This is a genomic window from Tepiditoga spiralis (genome assembly GCF_014701195.1).
Classification (GTDB): domain Bacteria; phylum Thermotogota; class Thermotogae; order Petrotogales; family Petrotogaceae; genus Tepiditoga; species Tepiditoga spiralis.
Window position 1 is genome coordinate 1267645 of record NZ_AP018712.1, and the last position, 22394, is coordinate 1290038.

Genomic DNA, 22394 nt, shown 5'->3' on the forward strand with positions numbered 1-22394 from the left:
TCACCTCAAGATATTATCGGCTTTTAAATTACTTTCCTTCAAATTCCATATATTCTGGAAATACTTTGGCGTGTTTAAAAATTTTAATTATGTCTTCTTTTTTTAATAGTAAAACTGTTCCAAGTTTATTTGGATGACTATCAAATTCTTCATTGCTTTCCCACATTTCTTTATCTATAATTACTTTAAAATTATCTTTTTTATAGTTTAAAAATGCTATATAAGATAAAGAACCTAACTCTATATCAAACAACTCTTTTAACTGTGCTTCTGAAGCAAAGCTCAAATTTTTAACTTGAAGTTTTTTTGATAATTTTTTTAGATCAACTTTTTTATTTTCATCGACCATGACCATAATATATTCATCTTTTTTCTTTATTTTCAAAAGTAAATTTTTAGTTCTAACTCCAGGCATATCTTTGGGTAATAAATTAGTTATTTCTTCACAAGTTTTAGCATTTTTATCATAATCATATTTTTTATAATTAATATTTAACTCTTTTAATATTTCATAAATATCCATAAAAGTATACCTCGCTTTATAGTTTTAGTTTGAATATTTCTTTTAATTCTTTATCTGAAAATTCTGTAATCCATTTTTCACTAAAATTCAATATGTTTTTACTTAGTTCATTTTTACTTTTTAAAATTTCATTTATTTTTTCTTCAAAGGTATTTTTAGTAATCATTCTGTGTACTATAACATTTTTCTTTTGACCAATTCTATAGGCTCTATCTGTTGCTTGATTTTCTACAGCTGGATTCCACCAAAGATCATAGTGAATTACATGTGATGCGTTAGTTAAATTTAATCCAGTTCCTCCAGCTTTTAAGGATATTATCATTATTGGAAATTGATGTTTAGTTTGAAAGTCTTCTACCATTTGGTCTCTTTGTTTTCTTGATAAAGATCCATAAAAAAACAATGAATTTGTTTTCAATTCTTTTTTTATTAACTTTTCCAATATAATGCCCATTTCTTTATATTGAGTAAAGATTAAAACTTTTTCATTTGATTCTAAAATATTATTTAAAATAGATATTAATTTTTCTGTTTTTCCTGAATCGTTTGATTCAGCTTCACTGGATTTTAAATACTGTGAAGGATGATTACAGATTTGCTTTAATGAGGTTATTAATTTTAATATCATTCCTTTTTTTTCTATACCACTACTTTTTAAAATTTCATCAACTAAGTTTAATGTTTCTTTGTATAAAGCTATTTGTTGTGGTTTTAAATAAACATATTGATCAAAAATTATTTTTTCTGGTAAATCTTTTATTATACTTTTATCTGTTTTTAAGCGTCTTAAGATAAAAGGAGTTATTATTTTTTTTAAGTTTTCCATTTTTGATATGTCATTAAACTTTTCTATTGGCTTTGCTACATTGTTTTTAAAAGTTTCATTTTTTCCAAGATAACCAGGCATTAAAAAATCAAAGATGCTCCAAAGTTCTAATAATTTATTTTCTATTGGAGTTCCAGTTAAAGCAATTTTTTTATTTCCATTTAAACTTTTAACTGATTTTGTTTGTTTTGTATTTGGATTTTTAATATTTTGAGCTTCATCTATTACTATATAAGACCAATTTATTTTTTTAAAGTTTTCAACATCTCTTCTTATTAATCCATAAGAGGTTATTAAAACATCTACATTTTCTTTTAGCTCACGTGCACCTCCATAATAAATATGATACTTTAATAGCGGTGCAAACTTTGTTAATTCATTTTCCCAATTTCCTATTAAAGAAGTAGGGCAAATAATCAAAGCAGGAGACTTTAATTTTTTTAACTCTTTTTGTTTTAATAATAAAGAAATAGTTTGTATTGTCTTTCCAAGCCCCATATCATCTGCTAAACAACATCCAAATCCATTTTCACTATTTGTATATAACCATCTATAGCCTTTTTTTTGATAAGTTCTCAAAGTAGCATTTAATGATGATGGTTGTCGTATATTTTTTGGTTTTTTTAAGTTTTCTAAAATCTTTTTAACTTCATCATCAAAGAACAATTTTATCCCATTTAGTTCTTCCGTCAATAATGCACTCATTAATTCATACTGTGAATTTATATTAATATCTTCATCTATTTTTTTTAAAATCTTTAAAAGTTTTTCAGGTTCAATTTTTATATACATATCTTTGAACTTAATAATACCTTTTGATTTTTTAGTTAATTTAAGGAATTCATCATAACTTATAGTTGTATCTCCAAGTGCTATTTTCCATTCAAACTTAATTAATTCATTTAAGTTTATATAGCTTTTTATATTTTTATCTGTTTTTACTTGTAAAATAGCTGATGGAGTTAAGATTTTTTTCATTTCTTTTGGTAATATAATATCTACGTTGAATAATTCTAATACTGGCAGTGTGTTTGTGAAAAAATCACTCAATTCTTTGGGAGTTATTTGTACGGATTCATTTTTTAATATTTTTGCTCCATCGTATGACTTTGAAGAAATAAATCCAATTTGTTTTACTATATCAATCTTAAATTTTTCATATTTTTTTAAAGATAAAAATTTGTTTAATGGAATTCCTTCTTTTAAAGGATCTTTTTTGTCTTGAACGTATAATTCCATTACATAATGATCTTTTATAAAAGGATATATCTTTATAAGTAAAGAGTATCTTATATTCTTCAAATAAAAAGGTTCAAAATAATTTTTAAGAGCATTAAAGGTTTGTTTTTCTTCAAACTTTTCGGCATTATATATATCATCAGTTATAAAAGTATTCAATAGCTTATCAAATGTCAAGTCTTTACAAGCTTTTTTTATAATTTCTTTTAATATTAAAGAAATTATGTATTCAATAGAACTATCTTTTTTCATAGTTAAACTTTCATTTTCAGTTACTATAAAATTATTTGGAAGTATACTAATTAAGTATTTAATATACTCTTTTAATCCATATGTTAAAGGATTATATTTTATATAAAATTCATTATTGCTTATGGAAACAGGTTTTGGAATAAACAATTTATTTAAAACAAGATTATATGTAAAACTTAATATTTTTTTGAAAAAAACAGAATACTCATTATCAAAATTATTTATAGTCAAAGGAATACTTTCAAAGTTGTTGTACAAATCTTGAAAGGATAATTTGCTTTTTTTATTAAATGGATTATTTTTTATTTTAATTATTGGATTCAGTTCTGAGTATATTACTTTAAAAGAAGTATCTTTAAAGTAAGTACTTTTATTTTCTTTAATTTTTAAATTTTTTATATAGTTTATTGTTGTTTCATATACAGTATTAAATAAAAGTTCATTAAAGTTTCCATTAAAGAATAAGGTTTCATTTGGAAGCATTTTTATTATATTATCTATTTGAGAAGAAAAATCAACAATTGGTTCTTTAAATTCTTTAATTTTTTCATTAGTGTTTATTGGAATGAAGATTTTATCTTGAATATTTGAGTTTGTTTTTGCAAATGATATTAATTCATCTTTTTTTAAACCATGCATTTCAAAAATTAAAAATGGATCTTTATCTATTTCATTTGCAATAATATAGTATACAGCAGCGAGATGTTTACAAGGATTTGCCCAATCTGGACACGAACAATGAGAATCAATTTCTTTCCAAGATTTTGGAAATAAGTATATATGTTCATTTTCTAAAATAGAAAGCAGTTCTTCTGGCATAACACCAATTATTAATTGAGAAGATAAGTCAGGTCTACTATTTAAAAGCTCTTTTATTTTATTTTTTTCTTTAGTTAAAAAATTTTTTAAAGATATTTTTTCATTGTAAGGTTTTGGTCTTGTTCCTTGAACCTTAGCGATGATATCAAATTCTTTATTTATTTTTATTTCTAAAACAAGTTTTTTATTAGCATAAGTTTTTCCACGTGGAAGTCTATTTGTATTCATATCAATTTTTTTTATTGCTTCAACCCATTTTTTCCCCCACCATGTTTTACCAAAAATAATTCTTTTTCCCATAAAAATCCCTCATTTTATTTTTTTATTATGTTATTTAAAGATACTTATGCCTTTTTCAATCCAAAACTTTGCAAGAGTCAACATCTCACCCCAACCAACAGCACAGTCTAATTTTATTTTAAACTCTTCTTCATTGGTAACTAAGTTTTCATCTTCAACATAAATCCATGTTCCACCAATTTGAGCTTCAAAAAATCTCATAGTCACCATTGATTTGTATATATCACCATACTTGTTCCAGCTAAAAACTATTTTATTATGTTCAATCAATGTATGAATTATTCCTTCATCTAATACTTCTTCTCCATAAGTTTGATCAAACCATCTAATTTTCATTTTTCCTTCTTCTTTTAAGACCATTGTCATGCCATTAGTAAACCATTCATCCCATCCATTTGGATTTACAAAAGTATCCCATACTTTTTTTAAATCTGCTTTTATTAATTTGGCAGCAATTGTTGGTGGATAATTATATTTTTGAATTCTTTTATTAGAAAATTCTATTTTAGTTCCTGATGGATCGTTATAGACTTCTTTTTCAACATAATTTTCATCATAAAAAGATATTTCATTTTCCCCAAACATTCTCAACAGTATATTCACATTTTCATTTTGAATTAAAGCTTGATCGTCCATTTTAAATAAAACATTAAAACCAAACTTTGAGTAAAATTCTATTGATTTTGAAAGATCGTTTACTTTAATTGTTATGTGAGAAAAGTCCATAGTTTTCACCTCACGATTTCAAAGATAGTGCTTCCGCTTCCACTCATCATTATTAGTTCATTTTTATTTCTTTCTATTAATTCTGATTTTTTTTCTTTTATTTTAGCATACTTTTTAAACACTACTTGTTCAAAGATATTGAACATATTATTTTTTATTTCATAATAGTTATTTTGTTTTAAAGCTTCATACAATTTATAAGGATTTCCACATCTATTCAACGTATTCCAACTTTTATCAATTTCTTTATACATTTCTGGAGTGCTAATAGATACATTTTGTGGATATATTTTTATTTTTAAATTAAGTTCATCTAAAAAAGTTAGTTTTTCACCTTTTCCTTCTGCAATAGCTGTTCCACCTTTTATTAAAAAGGGAACATCACTACCAATTTTTTCACCAATTATGAATAAATCATTTAATGATACATTAAATTCATTTCCAAGGAATTTTAAAATAGCGGCAGAATCGGAACTACCTCCACCTATTCCACCGCCCATAGGCAAACTTTTATTTAATTTTATTTTTAAATTAAATTTGTATCCAGTTTCATTTTTAAACAAATCAATACTCTTTTTTATTAAATTTTGTTTCCAAGAAAAGTTTAATTTTTTATTGCAAGAAAAGATTTCGTATTCGTTAAATTCTATATCAATTTCATCATAATATGGTGTTGTTTGAAATAAAGTCAGTATATCATGAAATCCATCGTCTCTTTTTTTTGTAACATCCAAGTATAAGTTTACTTTTGAATGAGCATGTAAAATCATTATTTTAGTTCTCCATATTTTTTTAAAGCGTCAAAGGTTATAATAGACCATTCTTCTAATTTTTCTTTGTGTGTTTCAAGTTCTTTAACTGTCATCCAAGATAGTTCAAAGTTTTCTTTTTCTTTTATTTTAGCATCCTTAACAGTAGCTTTAAAAACAACACCAAGATGAACTCTTGAAACTTCATTTGAATCATTATAAAGCAATCCTTGATACTCTAATTTTTTTAAATCATTTATTTCAAGTTCTTCATTTATTTCTCTATTTAAACCATTTAATAAAGTCATCTCACCATGATTAGCGTCATCAATTGGATTTATATGTCCACCAATACCTATTGAGAGTTTTTCATGCAATCTTTTTTCAGTTTGTTTTTTTGTTCTTTTTACAACTAAAATTTTATCTTCTTTTGTGAATACCACATAAGGAATTATTTGTTTAAAGTCTTCATTATATTCAGCTTCACTTCTTTTAAAGAATTTAGCATTATTAAACAATGGTTCTAGAGCTTTGAACAACATTTTTCTAAACCCTTGCAAATTAGGAACTGTTTTATTCAGTAATTCTGCAGAAACTGCCCAAACCATTTCTTCCATTAAACAACCTCCACAGTAATATTTTGATTTGTATAAATACAAATTTCTCCAGCAATGGAAATTGAACGTTTTGCTATTTCTTCAGCATCGAGTTCTGTATTTCTCATCAACGCTTTTGCTGCAGCCATTGCATAAGGGCCACCAGATCCTATTGCAAGAATATTTTCTTCTGGTTCAATAACTTCTCCTGTTCCAGAAATTATTAATAAATGTTCATTATCTGCAACTATGAGCATGGCTTCTAACTTTCTTAAAGCTTTATCCATTCTCCAATCTTTCGTTAATTCTACAGCAGCTTTTAATAAGTTTCCATTAGCTGCTCTGTATTTTATTTCAAATCTTTCAAATAAAGAGAGTGCATCTGCAACAGAACCAGCAAAACCAGCAACTACTTTATTGTTGCCAAGTCTTCTAACCTTTCTTGCAGTTCCTTTGAAAACAGTGTTTCCAAGTGTTACTTGTCCATCGCCAGCTATTACAGTTTTTCCATTTCGTTTAACACCAATAATAGTCGTTCCACGTAATTCCATATTAATCCCTCCTATGATTTTCAATAATTATCTTTATCAATTCATTAAACTCTATATTATTTGCTTTGGCTGATTGAGGTAAATCACTAATTTTAGTCAATCCTGGTACTGTATTTAATTCTAATACGTACACTTCATCATTTAATATAATTGCGTCTATTCTAAATATATCTTTTAATTTTAATATTTTAAAAATTTCTTCTTTTATATTATTTATTTTTTTATTTATTTCTTTATTTGATTCATATATACTAAAATTAGTCATTCCATCTTTATACTTTGCTTCATAATCATAAAATTCATTTTTAGGAAGTATTTCAAGTATTGGTAAGACTACAAATTCATTATCTTTTTCTAAGAAAGATATTGAAATTTCAGTTCCTTTTATAGCTTCTTGAATCAATACTTCGGTATAAATTTTTATATTTTTTTCTAATTTTTCTTTGTATTCAACTTCATTGTGAACTATATAAACGCCCTTACTCGATCCACCGGTGTTTGGTTTTATAAAAATTGGAAATTTAAAAGGAGGATCAATATAATTTTTAGTGAGTATTGTTTTTGGCATTTTAAATTTATTTTTGAAAAGTTCATAAAATAAAAATTTATCAAAACATACAACACATGTTTTTTGTTCTGAACATGTATATGGTACTTTGTTTAATTCAAAGTATCCTTGTATTTTCCCATCTTCACCAGTTTCTCCATGAAGTACATTGAAAATTAAATCGAATTCTTTAATTTTTTTATTAAAATCCTTATCTGTTGGATCAATGAGTTCTGATTCATAATTTAATTCTTTTAATGTTTCTAAAACATTTTTAGCACTCAATAATGAAATTTCTTTTTCATTAGAAGTTCCACCAGCTAAAACGGCAATTTTCATTCTTTATACTCCTCAATATCAAAGTATTGTTTTTCTTCAGGGCAGAACAACATTTCTTTTTTATTTTTATAAACATAAAAAAGTGGTTTTCCGCAACTTTTACATTTGAAATTAGAAGGTTCGTTCCAAAACATTGCTCCACATTCTGTACATTTATAGTATAGTTTACCTTTTTTACTTTTTAGCTTTGCAACCTCTCCACCACATTCAGGACATTTTCCTCTTGCAGGTACACTTTTTGTAAATTTACATTCTGGATAATTACTACATGCAATAAACTGTCCAAATCTTCCTGATTTTAAAACTAAATCTGCACCACATTTTGGACATTTTTCGCCTGTTTTTTGAGCTTCAGGAGAAGCTAATGTTGGTATTTCTTCAGTTATATAAACTTTATCTTTTATTGTAACCCCTAATATGTATGGTGGAAGTTTTTTTGTTTTTTCACATTTTTCACATTTTAAGTACATTCCATATCTTCCAAACATTAGGTTCATTTCTTCATTACATTCTTCGCATTTTATGGTGCTCTTATAATTTAGATTTAACTCAGCATTTTTTATTTTTTTGCTTATTTCTTTCAATGTTGGTCCAAAGTCTTTATAGAATTCTCCAAGCAATTGTTTACTCGTTTCTTCTCCATGTTCTACCATATCAAGTTCATTTTCCATAGATGCTGTAAACTTTGAATCTATTATGTCTGGAAAAGTTTTTTCTAAAAAGTCATTTACAACAAAACCAGTCAATGTTGGTATTAAAATATTTTTTTCAAGTCTTTTTATATAATTTCTTGTTATTAAGGTTGAAATTATAGTGGCATAAGTTGAAGGCCTTCCAATACCGTTACTTTCTAATTCCTTAACAAGTGAAGCTTCACTGAACCTTGCTGGTGGTTTTGTTTGAGCTTCTTCAGCATTTAATTTTGCAGGTTCAACCTTACCACTTTTATTTAAGTTTATCTTTTTTTCAGTTTCTGAGCTTTTCCAAAAGATTTCAAATCCTTTAAACTTTCTTTTTTTTGCAGAAACTTGAAATTCAAATCTTTCACCATTATCAAAGATATTGTATGTTGTTTCATCATACTTTGAAGCTGTAGATTGAGATGCCATAAATCTATTCCAAATTAATGTATAAAGTCTTAAATTATCTCCACTCAAATAAGATTTTGCTGTTTGAGGGGTCATTTCTATATTTGTTGGTCTTATAGCCTCATGAGCATCTTGAACCTTTGATTTAGATTTTTTAGATTTGTATGTACCAGAAAATTCTTTGCCATAATTTTTTGTTATATGTTCATTTGCCGCTTTCATTGCAACATCTGATATTCTTGTTGAATCAGTTCTCATATAAGTTATAAAAGCTATATGTCCTTCTTTTGTTTCTATACCTTCATACAAACCTTGAGCTACTTTCATAGTCTTTTTTGAAGACCATCCAAGCATATTTATTGCAGACTGTTGTAGTGTACTTGTTATAAAAGGCATAGGAGGGTTTCTTTTTGCTTCTCTGTTTTTTACACTCTTAACAAAGTATTCTTTGTCTTTTAGATATTCTAAGATTTCATTTTTCTTTTCTAAATCAATTTTTTCAGCATTTAATTTTTTTCCGTTTTCTTTTACAAGTGGAATTTTTAATTCATTATGTTGTATAGAAATTTTAAAGTATGTTTTTGGCTTGAATTTAAATATTTTTCTTTCTTTGTCTATTAAAATTTTTAAGGTTGCAGATTGTACTCTACCAGCACTTGTGTTACCGCTTTTAAATATCTTCCACAATAAAGGACTTATTTTATATCCAACTATTCTATCCAACATTCTTCTTGCAAGTTGTGCATCTACTTTTTTTAAATCAATTTTTAATGGTTCTTTTATAGCTTTGTTTATAGCGTTTTTTGTTATTTCAGTAAATATTATTCTATTTTCTTCATTTTTCTTCAATTTTAATATTTCAGAAAGGTGCCAAGCAATTGCTTCTCCTTCTCTATCCATATCAGCTGCAAGAAACACTTTTTTCCCTTTTACAGTTTTTTTAATTGAAGAAATTACCTTATCTTTTCCGCTCATTATTTCAAATTCTGGTTCAAAGTTGTTTTTTAAATCTATTCCAAATTTTTTTGGTGGTAAATCTCTAACATGTCCTTTAGAAGCTATTACTTCATAGTCTTTTCCAAGATATCTTTCAATAGTTTTAGCTTTTGCAGGAGATTCAACTATTACTACGTATTTTGAATTTTTTGAAGGCATTTTAAAGTTCCTCCTGTTTGTTTATTTTAAATTTTCTTCCCATTCTTTTATTAAAATCTGTCCAACTTGCATCGTTATCAATCATCAAAGTATTATTCATACTCTCAATTGATTGTTGTATCTTTGAGTCTATATTATCAGCAAAATGAACTATTAAGCTTTCAATAGTTTTTGGAAGAATTGGACTTCCATACTCTATTTCACCGTGATGAGATAAGATTATATGTATTATTTCATCAAGATATTCTTTTTTTAATCCAGCTATCTTTTTGCTCTTGTTCATTACTAAGTTAGATCCAATGTTTATGTGACCAAAAAGCTCCCCTTCAGATGTTTTTTCAATACCATAAGGCTTTACTTCATATTCATATATTTTTCCTATATCATGCAATAATGCTCCAGCAATTAGTACATCTTTATTTACATTCTTATAAGTTTCAGAAATTTTTAAAGCTAATTCAGTAACCTTTAGGGTATGTGCAATTAATCCACCTTTATAAGCATGGTGAACAGTCATGGCAGCAGGAGAATTGAAAAAATCTTTTTTTATTTTTTCGTCATTTATAAAAATATCTTCTAAAAGTTTTTTTATTTTTTTATCATTTATGGAATTTATAAATGATAAAAGTTTTTTTTGTAATTCATTTATATTATTTTTATTTGAGTTTAAAAACTTTTCAGAGTTTATATCTTCTTCTTTGATCAAAATCACTGAATCTTCATTTCTTGATACATTTAATTGAAGTCTATTATCAAACATAACAACCTTTCCCGTTACATTTATTATAGATCCAATTTTTATTGTACTGTCAAATTCTTCAGCATGAAATCTATCTACTGCTCTAACAACTCCAGTTTTATCTCCAAGTGTCATTAATAAAAATTTTTTTCCATCTCTTGCTTCTTGTAATCTTTTACTTATCAATTTTACTTCTATTGTTATATTTTCATTGGGTTTTAAATCTTTTACATACAATGTTTCGTTAATTAAATTATTTCTTTCAAATAAATCTCCAAGATTAACACCATCACTCAAAATATTTTCCTCCTCTAAAATACACACGTTTTACTCTATTTGTTATTTTTGAAGTTATTTCATAATTTATTGTATTGGATAAGTTAGCTAATTCTTCAGAAGTTATTTCTTCATTTTTTTGTTTTCCTATTAAAACAACTTCATCTCCAATTTTAGCCTTTGCATTAGTTACATCTATTATTATTTGATCCATGGAAACTCTTCCTATAATTTTACACCGAATTCCATTTACAAGCATTTCTGCCTTGTTTGAAAGATTTCTAAAGTAACCATCAGCATAACCAACAGGTACTATTCCAGCAATCATTTTTTTATCTGCTTTAAAGGTTCTTCCATAGCCAACTGTATCTCCAATATTTAACTCATTTAACTTTGCTATAACACTTTTAAATGATAAAACAGGTTTTAATTCTTTTATAATTTTTTTATTAGAAGGTTGCATTCCATAAGAAGCTATTCCAGGTCTAACAGCATCCAATGAATATTCAGGAAATAATAAAGAAGCAGCACTATTAGACATGTGCTTTAATCTTATACTTATATTTTCTTCTTTTAAAATATCTAATACTTCTAAGTATTTTTTGTGTTGAAAGTGTACAAATTCATCCATATCATCTGCAGTAGCATAATGAGAATAAAAACCATCTATTTGTATATTATTTTCTTTTATTATAGTTATTAATTCTTTTAATTCATTTTTACTCAATCCAACTCTAAACATACCAGTGTTATAATTTATATGAAATTTAAACTTTGTTATATCTTCTTTTAAAATTTCAACAGCTTCCTTTAAGAAATCAACAGAAGTTATTGTTGGTAGTATATAATCAGAAAATTCAATTAATTCTTTAAGATCTTGTGGATTAAAGTAGTTAAATATTAATGTTTGAATTTTTGTTTCTTTTAATATTTCGAGTGCTTCACTTAAATAAGCGACTGCAATTAAGTCATATCCTTCTTTTTTTAATTCTTTTGCCAAGATTTCTTTTCCATGCCCATAAGCATTTGCTTTTAATACAGGTATTACTTTAGAATTTGTAATTTTTTCTATGTACTTTAAGTTATTGATGTAATTATCGATGTTTATTAAAACAAAAGTTTCTCTATCCTTCATTTTCATCCCCCTGAATTAAATTTAATAATTCTTCTATATTTTCTATTTTAGTGTGAAACTCATAAATATTACTTTTTACTACAATTTTAAATTTCTTTTTTTTAAAGGAAAAACTTTCAATTTCTTTTATTGAATATTCATTATACTCTTCATTATAGGCTTTTGTATTTATAAAAATTTTTTTATTTTTTGTATCTATAATTATTGGACTTTTTCTATACTTTCTAATCATTATACCAAAGTAAAGAAAAGTTATTATTAAAGAAAGTATAGCTATTATAACATTTGGAAAAAAATTATAAAGTATACTACCACATACATACAAAATAATAGTTATAAATATAACTTTCAAATAAGAAAGTTTTGAGTATCTAAAATGTTTAATCATATTTTTCCTCCAGTTCTTTTAAATATATTATACATCAAAGAATTAAGAAATCAAATAAAGATTTTTATAAATTATGGCGTTTATGATAAAAAATTACTAATAGTTATGTTTGCTAACTAATAATGTTTGTGATATTATATATAATGATATTATAATTTTGGAGGTGACTATATGCTTTCTAAAGAAACAGTGGAGAAAATCCTTTCCACACTTTTAAAACATGGTGGGGATTTTGCAGAAGTCTTTGTGGAAGATAAGTATGATAATCGTATTGAAATGAAGGATAACAAAATACAAAAGATCAATTCAGGAATAGAAAAAGGAATAGGTATAAGAGGATTTCTTGGAACTAAATCAGTTTATGCTTATACTAATGATTTTACTGAAGATAATCTTTTAAAGGTAGCAAAAAGAGTTGGTCAAGTTCTTGGTGAAGTTACAATGAATAATATTGTTTTGAACTTTGATAAAACCGAAGTTCAAAATATACATCCAATTCATTTTTATCCTCAAGATATAAAAAAGAATGAAAAAGTAAATATAATGAAAATAGCTTCTGAATCGGCAAAAAATTATTCTGATTTGATAAAACAAGTAGTTGTTAATTTTTGGGATTACGATCAAAAGATTTTAGTAGCAAATTCAGAGGGCGTTTTTAAACAAGATAGAAGAATAAGAAATAGACTCATGATAAACTCTATTGCAGAATTTAATGGTGCACGTGAAAGTGGATTTTATGGACCAGGTGCAGGAATGGGATTTGAATTTTTTAATATTTTAAATCCAAGAGAAGCTGGTGAAAGGGCTTCAAGAATAGCAAGCAGAATGGTAAAAGCTGATTATATTGAAGCTGGTAAAATGCCTGTAATAATTTCAAATGAATTTGGTGGAGTTATATTTCATGAAGCAGTTGGACATGCGCTTGAAGCATCTTCAGTTGCTAAAGGAGCATCTGTTTTTTCTGGAAAACTTGGTGAAAAAGTGGCTTCTGAATGTGTTTCTGCTGTTGATGATCCTACAATACCAAATGCATGGGGTTCAGCAAACATAGATGATGAAGGAACAGAAACAAAGAGAAATTTATTAATTGAAAAAGGTATTTTAAAAAGTTATATGATAGATAAACTTGGTGGAAGAAGAATGAATATGGAATCAACGGGAAGTTCAAGAAGAATGAACTATAAGTTTGCACCTACATCAAGAATGAGTAATACATTTATTTTAGCTGGCGATTACTATCCAGAAGAAATAATATCTAATACAAATAATGGATTATATGCTAAATCATTGGGTGGAGGATCAGTTAATCCATCAACTGGTGAATTTAACTTTGCAGTTAATGAAGGATATCTTGTTGAAAATGGAAAAATAACTAAACCTGTTAGAGGAGCAACCTTAATAGGTAAAGGGTATGAAGTAATAAAAAAGATTGATATGGTTGGCAATGACGTTGCAAGAGGACAAGGTATGTGTGGAGCTGCTTCTGGAAGTATACCAGCAGATGTTGGACAACCTACTATAAGAGTTAGTGAAATAGTTGTAGGAGGGAGAAATAAATGACATACAAAGAATTTAAAGAAAAAGCATTTGCTTATTCAAAAAAAATAGGTATTGAAGCTTGTCAAATAAATTATCAAAATAATAAAAATTTTTCTCTTTCATTAGGAAATGGAGAACTTGAAAAATATCAAGATGCATCGAGTTATAAAATAACATTAAAAGTTTTAAAAGATGGAAAAATAGGATCGGCATTCAGTGAAAGTTTAGAAGATGCTGAAAAAATAGTTGATGAAGCATATGAAAATTTGAAATTAATAGACTCAGAAGAAATAAATTATTTTTATGATGGAAAAGGAAAGTATCTTGAAATGAATACTTATTCTGGAAAGTTTGAAGAAATGGAAGTTAATAAAAAATTAGAATTTGTAAATAACATTCATAAAGAAATTTCAAATGATGAAAAGATAGCAATGGTTCCTATGGTCGTTTATCAAGAAATAGGAATAGAAAACAAACTTTCCAATACATATGGATTAGATTTAGAAAATAAAATGGATGGAGCATTTTCTTATGCTATGGCTGTTGCCAAGGATACATCACCAAGATCTGGTGTAGACTATATTGTGGCTTCAGATCCTTCTAAATTAACTTTAGACTTTGCAAAAAATGTAAAAAAATTTGCAATAGAAAAGATAGGATCTAAATCAGTAAAAAGTGGAAAGTATGATGTAGTATTTTTAAATTCAGCTTTTTCAGATGTTCTTGGCATGTTTAATCATATGTTATCAGCAGAAAATATACAAAAAGGACTATCACCATTAAAAGGAAAATTAAATAGCAAAATAGGAAGTAATAAGTTAAATATAAAAGATTTAGCTTATTATGATGGAAGTATATCAAATACACCATTTGATTCAGAAGGAGTTCCAACAAAAGATAAAGTAATACTTGAAGATGGGATTTTAAAAACATATCTTTATGACTTAAAAACAGCAAAAAAAGATAAAGTAGAACCAACTGGAAATTCAATTTCCGGAAGAATAACTTATATGAATTTATTTGTAGAACCTGGGATAAATTCATACGAAGAATTATTAAAAAAAGTAAATAATGGAATTGTTATTACTGAAGTAGAAGGTATGCACTCTGGAGCAAATCCTATATCAGGTGACTTTTCATTGGGAGCTCAAGGCTTGCTAATAGAAAATGGAAAGATAATTCGTGGTGTAGAACAGATAACTATATCAGGTAATTTTTTAGATATGCTCTCTAAAGTATCAGAAATAGGAAATGATATGAAAATAGGTCAAAATATAGTAAATCCATCTGTTATAATAAAACAAATGGACATTGCAGGAAATATTTAGAACGTCAAAAAAGTAAGATAATTTTTATCTATATCATTTATATCTATAGATAGAGCAAAAGATTTAATTTATTAAAAAAGTTTTTCTTTTTACAAGAAAAATCTTGAAATATTTTGATTCATATATTTATATTGAATAGGACACTCCTTTTATAGATTCTTGGAGTGTCCATTTTTTATATTTGAAACTTATTAATTAATGATAAAATTCTTTGTTTTTTTAGCGTTTCAAATTTATATCTTCCATACATCATTCTTTTTATTAATTTTATTTATTTTTTCTTCTACTAATACATTACTATAGCTATATTTTATGGAATTTCCTACTACTTTTATATCATTTTTTTATTTGATTCTTTCTTTCTTTTATTTGATATTAACTCTAATAAAATTAGGAGTAAAAAGATTTTTATTTTTAAAAATTTTTATCAAATGTTTCTTGTATTAAATTTGCCATTTTTTTATTACTAAATTGTGTTTTAAATTTTATTTGTACCATATCTCCAAAAAATTTTTCTGCATGCTTAATTTTTTGTATTTCTTCATTCCTCAAACTTTCTTCATTGGTATTTTTTGTTTCTACAATAAAATAAAGCTTTTTCTTCCCATTTTTAAAATTTAAAACATATGCAAAATCAGGTGAATAACTTTTCCCTCCTGCAACTGGTATTTTAATTGAGTTTTTAGGTATTTTAGTAAATACAATGACTTCTTTTATATTTTCTTTTATATTTTCTTCTTCTAATTCTGAATCAAAAAAAATTTCATCAAAAAAATAATTATCTGCTACTTTTTCATCAGAGTGAAATACACCAATATCAGAGGCATTAACCTCGGTTTTTATCTTTCCATCTTTATTTGTAAATTTAGTTGGATGGATAGAACTCGCAACTTTTTGATATCCAATTTGAAATTTACTTAAAGCCTTATACATTAAATAATCATTAAATTTTTGTTTAAATAATCTAAGTGTTGTTTGATTCAAATATTTATTTATATCTGTTTTAGTTTCTAAAAAACTTTTATGCAATGTTTTCAAATTTATATTCAAGCTATCAGACAACAGTTTTAAAAATTCACTATACTGAATTGTAGAAATTGGTGTAATATCATTTCCATAAATAGCAACTTCTTCTTTTAATATTACTTGATCATTTTCAATATCTATTTTTTCAGTCCTTTCTTTCACTCCTTCAACTTCAAAAGGTGTATAATTTTGTAAAAAATCTACAAAAAGCTTTTGAAACTCATTCTCATTTTCAATTTTATATTCTAAAACTACTTTTTCATTAAGTTTTTCCCATAATTCTTTTAATTCTGCATACTTTTCTACTCTTACTTTTATTTTTTTCTTTTTATCTGTTGATTTTCTTACTTTATTTGAATCAACCCCTTCAAAAATCAAAGGATAGTTTGCTTTTATATACTCAAAACCATTTTTCTTAAAGTCATTATTTCTTTTTATAACATTTTCATTATCTAGCTTTTCTAATAAATCATCTTCATCTATTTTATATTTTTCAACTATTTGTTTGATAATTTTATCAGTTAGTTTTTTAGGTATATCTTCTCTTGAAATAGCTCCCGATTTTTCATTGATTTCATTTACTAGCTTTTCTACAAAATCATTTTCTGTAAAATCTACAAAATAGTTTAAATAAAATTGTTCATCTTTTACACGATTTCCATATTGATTAATTGGTAAACGAAGTCCTCTACCCACTTCTTGCAATTTTGATATTTCACTTCCACTACTTCTCAATTTACAAATTTGGAAAATGTTTGGATTATCCCACCCTTCTCTCAAAGTCCATTTAGAAAAAATAAATCTTCTTGGATTTTCTAAATCTAAGATTGCTTGTTTATCGTGTAAAATTTCATTCACTTCTTTTTCTATTAATTCATCGTTTTCACTATTATCTTTAGAAAAATAACCACCATGAGTTTTTGATATATCCTTTAAAGTTTTTTTTAAATAGGCTTTATACTCTTCATTTGTTTCAGTTTTTAATAATTTTTCAACTTCTGCTTTTATGTATTTTTCAACAGCTTTTCTAATATAACCGTCTTTGTTTCTATATTCTTCAATATTATCAATAAAGAACAGAGTTAGAGGTTTTATTTTTACCTCTCTTGTTAGATATTCTTTTTCCTTTTCAAAATGATATTTTATAGCTTTTTGAATCATTGTTTCTTGCAATGTTTCAGCATAAGAGTAAGGATTAATTTTATCTCCTTTTTTTAATTCTAACCCATTTGATAAAACAACTGTGCTTTTATTTAATTTTTCTATAAATAAGTCTGTCATTGCATTATGAACTTTTTCTAAACTTTCATTTTTAGTAATTTTAAAATGTTTTTTGATATTATTTTTTTTAAAACTTGCTTCTTTTCCATCAGAGTTTACAAATTTGACTATTACATTTTTACCCATTTCAAATTCTGTGATGTGTCCAATAACACCTTTTACTAAATTTCTATTAAAGGAATCAACTGCTGTAAGTATATAAATTAAATTTTCGTTTTCTTTAAATGTAGCACCATATCTTATGATAAATTGTGGGTTCATTTTTTGAATATTTTGCCAAGTCTTATTATTTTGATCAAATTTATGTGGTTCATCAATTATCATAAAAGGTTTTACTGATGATATTGCTTCAAAAGGAACTGAATATTTATCTAATAAACTCTTATCATATGATTTACCCAGTGTTAATACCTGTTTGCCTGTTTTTTTATCCTTACTACTCGCATTTATCATTCCTGCATTGATAATCAAGACTTGAATTTTATTTTTTTCAACACTTCTTGCATTTACGAAACTTGTCACTGCTGATGGCATAGATGGTTTTTTACTTTTTTTACTCTCTACAATATGAAGTTTCAAAGTTTTTCCATATTGCTCTTTAAAATGCTCTCTTGCACTATCGGAATTTAAAAAATCAATCGTTCCTGCCTTAATTGGAAGTGTTGGAACAACAATTATAAATTTAAAAATTCCATACAACTTATTCAATTCAAAAATAGTTTTAGTATATGTATAAGTTTTTCCTGTTCCTGTTTCCATCATTATATCAATGATGTTGCTTTTTCCTTTTCCTTTTCTTTCTATACTATTTTGTTCTTGTAAATCTCCAATATTATGAATATATTGAAAATTTGTATTCGTATCAAAAACTGGATTTACAAACTCTTTATTTATTCCTTGTGGCTTTACTATTTCCACATTATTAAAAACACCAACAGTTGATTTAACTGCCTGAGATTGATGTTCTAAATTTTTTTCAAAATTAAATCCTGCCATATTAATACCTCGCTATAAAATCAATATCTATTTGTTTTTTATTTGCATAAGATTTTACATTATCTGCAATTTCTCTTAAAGATTTACTTTCAAAATTATATCCAAAAGCAATAATACTTGCTGGATTAAAATCTTTCTTTTTATCAATTTCTTCAAGTAATCTTTTTAGACTTTTTGTAGTAAATCCTTTATTTACTAAATAGAGTTTTGTATCAAAATAATATCCAGTGTATCCATCTAAATCTATTTCTTTTAAGTTTTTAGTAAGAGGAATACCATCATAAGTTTTCCAAGTAATTAAAAGAGTTTTTAAATCTTCATCAGATAATTCTGTTTCATCAAAAAGTTTTAGTTGTGGGTCAAATTCTTCTGCTTTAAAAAGATAATTTTCCCAAACTCCTTCGTAATTTGGAATAGTTTCAAAAATTTTAAATCCAAAATCAACATTTGATAAATCTTTCTTTTTAGTTGCTTCAATTTTTATAGTATATTTACCTTTACAAGCAGGACAATGCTCCCCATTTCCGTTATAACCTTCGCACTTAACTTTTTTAGAACTTGCAGGTCTGTCTTTGTTTTCTTCTTGTATTTTCTCTCCTGCTCTTATGAGTCTTTCTTTGGTGATATCAAAAATTGTAGGATTTTCTATTTTTAATTCATTTTTCACAAAATCATAAGCAGTTTTATTTTTCTTTTTATCAATTTCTTCTGGAAGTTGAACCAAAATATATTTTCTATTTCCATTGTCTTCTGCGTTAAGTTGCATTACGGCATCGCCTGTTGTTCCAGAGCCTGCGAAGAAGTCAAGAATATACATATTCTTTTCATTATTATCGTTGATTAAATTTATTAAGTGTATAATTAATTCTATTGGTTTCGGATTGCTAAACAAAGCTTTAAATGGTTTAAAAAGATAATTAAACCTTTTTGTACCATCTGCATTTCTATATTGTTCAAACCAAGCTTTTTCTACCTGATATATGTTGTTGTCTTTTGAAGAATCAAAATATATTTTTCTTTGAATTTTACCATTATCATAATGAATAAAACGTTTGTTATCTTTTTCAAATTTATCAGCATTCCACAACCATCTTCCATCTTCTCCATTGACTTTATTTGGAAGTATTATTTTTTTTATTTTGCCCTTTTTAATTGTAGTTAATGTTCCGTCTTCTAATTCATAAATAGGATAAAACATATTCGGTCGTGCAGACCTTGTAGCATCTGAACCAGATGCTTGAAATTGAGCTAATAAATATTTTCCAAAAGAATCTTTCAATGGGAATTTCTTTACACCAATTAATTTTGGCTTAAAGGTAAATTCACTTTTTTTATAGATAAATACATAATCATTTAATTTTCTTAATTCTGATTTTGACCTTGTTGCGGCTGAACCTGCTCCTGTTTTTCTTGGAGCTAATGCAATAAAATTCTCCTCCCCAAAAATCTCATCCATTAAAATTCTTAATTGTGCCACTTCATTATCGTCAATAGAAACAAAAATAACTCCATCATCTTTAAGAAGTTGTTTTGCAATATAAAGTCTTGGATACATAAAAGTAAGCCATGCAGAATGAGAATTGCTTTTACTTTGAGTAAATTCTAAAATTCTTTTTGCTTTTTTTCATTAATTCCTGCAAGTTTTGATAATTCTTCTACAGTAAATTTTCTATCATCTTGATATACAAATCCATCACTTCCAGTATTGTAAGGAGGGTCAATGTATATCATTTTTATTTTTTCATAATAGGCGTTTGATAGATGTTTTAAAACTTCTAAATTATCACCTTTTATGAGTAAATTCTCTGAATTTTTATTTTCTTGCTTTTTATTCCACTCTTCATCTTCTTTCAAAAGAGTAGTTGCTTCATCACTTGCTAAAAGCTTTGCATACGATTTTCCGAGCCAATCCATACCATAAGATTCTTTTGAAAAATTTATTTCACTTTTTGATAATTCTTTTTTAAACTTTTCAAAATCAAAATTTCCATTTTTATCAAAACATTGTGGAAAATCTTTTTTTAGTTTTTCTACATTTTGGTTAGGAACCTTAATATTGTTAGTTATTTGTTGTTTATACATAATTACCTCCATATTATATTTAAAAGTTTATCATTATTTATATCTTTTCATAATATTTTCTCATTTTTTCAGCCATTAATTTCCTTCGTTCTATTAGAAATTCTTGATAATCATCCATTGTTATTTCAAAAATACTAATTGGAACTGCATTTTGTTTAAAATTGTCTTCAAGTAAGGAAAATTCTGTTATTCCACCATATTTTAATTCTCCTCCATTGCATTGTTCTTTAACCTCTTGTAAATATTTTTCAATTGGTTTATTTCCTATTTTAATATTTATTTCACTTTGAGTATAAACATAATTAGCAATTTGATTATATTGCCCTCTTGTTAGATCTTTCTTTTTTAATAAATCTCTTGGGAAAATATGGTGAACATCCCCTCTCTGTTCAATTAAGTTTTTAACGGTAATATCTTTTGATAAAAACCCTTTGTCATTAAAATAACATTGAGAAGCTAGGAAAACATTAAATACAGGGCTTGTAGAAATTGAAGTGTTTAATCTTTGAATTAATTCTGCATTCCAAAAGGCATCTGATAATTGAGCATCTTCAATTTCTTTTAGATATTCACCAAAATCTTTTTGAGAGATATTTTTTATATCAAAATCAAATTCACTTTCTGGCGAACCAGAATATCGTCTTGTTAATATAGTAAGAACAAACCATTTTTTTACATATTTTTCAATTAAAGCAGAATTATATTTTTGTTCTTTTAGTTTTAAGTAAAGTATATAGGCAAAATTTAATGCATTTACAGACCTAATCAAACGATTATCAACAAATCCTGCAGACTTTATAATCATTAGGAATCTTTTAAAGTTTGTTTCATTAATAAATTCCTTTACTCCTGAAATTAAAGAATCGTATGATTGTTTAGTAATTTCTTCTTCAAATTCCCTTGTTTCAAAATTTCTACCTGATAATAAACTTACTAAATCACTTAGTTTCCCTCTGTTAAATTTAAAAGTAAATGCAACACGCAAAATATCTTTATAAGTTGGATTGTATAAATCTCCATTTTCATTTTTTAACCAACTAATTTTCTGAAAATAGTCAGTTTTTGAAAATTCAGTATCATTTTCAGCAATATGAGAATAATATTCTGGAGCTTTTGATAAGTGGCTAAAATAATCAATTGCTTTTCTTAATAAATTTCCCCCATAAGTTTCATTTGATGAAATTTTAGACATAACAAAATCTGCTTGACTTAATTCAACTCCTTGACTGTTTATTCGGATAAAAATTTCTGTTACTTTTTCTATGTCTAAATCCCCACTTAATTCTATAAGTCCAATCTGCTTTTTAGGTATATTTATCAAATCTTGAAAAACTGTTTGAATTTTTAATTTGTCAGCATCAGGATTATTTTCTAAATAATCCCCTACTATATCAAATAAATTACCATTAAAAACAGTTGAAACATCATCTATCCATTTTTTATCTTTTGCTATAGCTGGTGTTAAAGTCTCAAACTTTTCTTCAAGTGGATTGAAGGCAATTTGAATCTTAATTTTTTTATAATCTTTGTTTACAACTTTTTGCCCAATAATTGCAGCAGTTAAAGATGTAACTCTCTGTTGCCCGTCAATTAATATTTTTTTGCCTTCTGATAAACTACCATCTTTTAATTTGACATTAGGGTTTTTCCAAGCGATTATATACCCTATAGGATAGCCTTGATATAAGCTATCCATTAAATCTCTAACTTTTTTTGAACTCCATACAAAAGGTCTTTGAATTTCTGGAATTGCTATTTCACCAGATTTTACCCAATTAATTAACGTTTCAATTAATGGTTGATTTACCGCATATTTTTGTGAATTCATATTATTTTAATCTCCTTTATATTTTTTATTTTTGATGATTATTAATGGTAAATATATTTTAGTATT

17 protein-coding genes are annotated in these 22394 nt (G+C 26.0%); 2 read left to right on the plus strand and 15 right to left on the minus strand.

Features of this window, described 5'->3' with window-relative positions:
• Positions 1-28 precede the first annotated feature (28 nt).
• Genes IGS63_RS05945 through IGS63_RS05995 form a run of 11 tightly spaced genes read right to left on the minus strand, consistent with a single transcriptional unit; the run spans position 29 to position 12248 of the window.
• A complete protein-coding gene (locus IGS63_RS05945; RefSeq protein ID WP_190613324.1) occupies positions 29-523 on the minus strand; it encodes a YbaK/EbsC family protein in 495 nt (164 codons plus the stop codon).
• Positions 524-539: 16 nt separating this feature from the next.
• Positions 540-3959 (minus strand): DEAD/DEAH box helicase, encoded by a 3420-nt coding sequence (locus tag IGS63_RS05950; RefSeq protein ID WP_190613326.1) that lies wholly within the window; start codon positions 3957-3959, stop codon positions 540-542.
• Positions 3960-3989: 30 nt separating this feature from the next.
• On the minus strand, positions 3990-4685 hold the full coding sequence (locus tag IGS63_RS05955; RefSeq protein ID WP_198423020.1) for an SRPBCC domain-containing protein: 696 nt from the start codon (positions 4683-4685) through the stop codon (positions 3990-3992).
• A gap of 5 nt (positions 4686-4690) precedes the next feature.
• Complete coding sequence (gene ispE, locus IGS63_RS05960) at positions 4691-5455, minus strand: 4-(cytidine 5'-diphospho)-2-C-methyl-D-erythritol kinase (RefSeq protein ID WP_190613327.1); 765 nt, start codon at positions 5453-5455, stop codon at positions 4691-4693.
• A complete protein-coding gene (locus IGS63_RS05965) occupies positions 5455-6051 on the minus strand; it encodes an NUDIX domain-containing protein (protein ID WP_190613329.1) in 597 nt (198 codons plus the stop codon). The genes ispE and IGS63_RS05965 overlap by 1 nt, the downstream gene beginning before the upstream one ends.
• Positions 6051-6581 (minus strand): ATP-dependent protease subunit HslV, encoded by a 531-nt coding sequence (gene hslV, locus IGS63_RS05970; RefSeq protein WP_190613330.1) that lies wholly within the window; start codon positions 6579-6581, stop codon positions 6051-6053. Before hslV ends, IGS63_RS05965 begins: the two co-directional genes overlap by 1 nt.
• A 1-nt stretch (position 6582) precedes the next feature.
• Positions 6583-7467, minus strand: coding sequence for a D-alanine--D-alanine ligase family protein (locus IGS63_RS05975; protein ID WP_190613332.1), 885 nt, complete (start codon positions 7465-7467; stop codon positions 6583-6585).
• On the minus strand, positions 7464-9710 hold the full coding sequence (topA, locus tag IGS63_RS05980; protein ID WP_190613334.1) for a type I DNA topoisomerase: 2247 nt from the start codon (positions 9708-9710) through the stop codon (positions 7464-7466). The genes IGS63_RS05975 and topA overlap by 4 nt, the downstream gene beginning before the upstream one ends.
• Before the next feature lies 1 nt (position 9711).
• On the minus strand, positions 9712-10746 hold the full coding sequence (locus IGS63_RS05985) for a 3'-5' exoribonuclease YhaM family protein (RefSeq protein ID WP_232521142.1): 1035 nt from the start codon (positions 10744-10746) through the stop codon (positions 9712-9714).
• Entirely contained in the window at positions 10739-11860 is a 1122-nt protein-coding gene (gene alr / locus IGS63_RS05990; protein WP_190613335.1) for an alanine racemase, read from the minus strand. Before alr ends, IGS63_RS05985 begins: the two co-directional genes overlap by 8 nt.
• The gene (locus tag IGS63_RS05995) at positions 11850-12248 is read right to left on the minus strand and encodes a hypothetical protein (protein WP_190613337.1); all 399 of its coding nucleotides are present in this window, start codon (positions 12246-12248) and stop codon (positions 11850-11852) included. Before IGS63_RS05995 ends, alr begins: the two co-directional genes overlap by 11 nt.
• 171 nt (positions 12249-12419) lie before the next feature.
• Between IGS63_RS05995 and IGS63_RS06000 the strand changes: the two genes are divergently transcribed.
• Both IGS63_RS06000 and IGS63_RS06005 read left to right on the plus strand, forming a co-directional pair.
• Complete coding sequence (locus IGS63_RS06000) at positions 12420-13808, plus strand: TldD/PmbA family protein (protein WP_190613339.1); 1389 nt, start codon at positions 12420-12422, stop codon at positions 13806-13808.
• Positions 13805-15115, plus strand: a complete 1311-nt coding sequence (locus IGS63_RS06005) for a TldD/PmbA family protein (protein WP_190613340.1) — start codon at positions 13805-13807, stop codon at positions 15113-15115. The genes IGS63_RS06000 and IGS63_RS06005 overlap by 4 nt, the downstream gene beginning before the upstream one ends.
• A 414-nt stretch (positions 15116-15529) precedes the next feature.
• On the opposite strand, the gene IGS63_RS06010 is transcribed toward IGS63_RS06005, so the two are convergent.
• Genes IGS63_RS06010 through IGS63_RS06020 form a run of 4 tightly spaced genes read right to left on the minus strand, consistent with a single transcriptional unit; the run spans position 15530 to position 22328 of the window.
• Positions 15530-18418, minus strand: a complete 2889-nt coding sequence (locus tag IGS63_RS06010; RefSeq protein ID WP_190613342.1) for a type III restriction-modification system endonuclease — start codon at positions 18416-18418, stop codon at positions 15530-15532.
• A gap of 1 nt (position 18419) precedes the next feature.
• Positions 18420-19973 (minus strand): site-specific DNA-methyltransferase, encoded by a 1554-nt coding sequence (locus IGS63_RS06015; protein WP_198423021.1) that lies wholly within the window; start codon positions 19971-19973, stop codon positions 18420-18422.
• A 47-nt stretch (positions 19974-20020) separates the two neighbouring features.
• Entirely contained in the window at positions 20021-20500 is a 480-nt protein-coding gene (locus IGS63_RS11685; protein ID WP_198423022.1) for a hypothetical protein, read from the minus strand.
• A gap of 37 nt (positions 20501-20537) precedes the next feature.
• Positions 20538-22328 (minus strand): GmrSD restriction endonuclease domain-containing protein, encoded by a 1791-nt coding sequence (locus tag IGS63_RS06020; RefSeq protein WP_190613344.1) that lies wholly within the window; start codon positions 22326-22328, stop codon positions 20538-20540.
• Between the last annotated feature and the right edge of the window lie 66 nt (positions 22329-22394).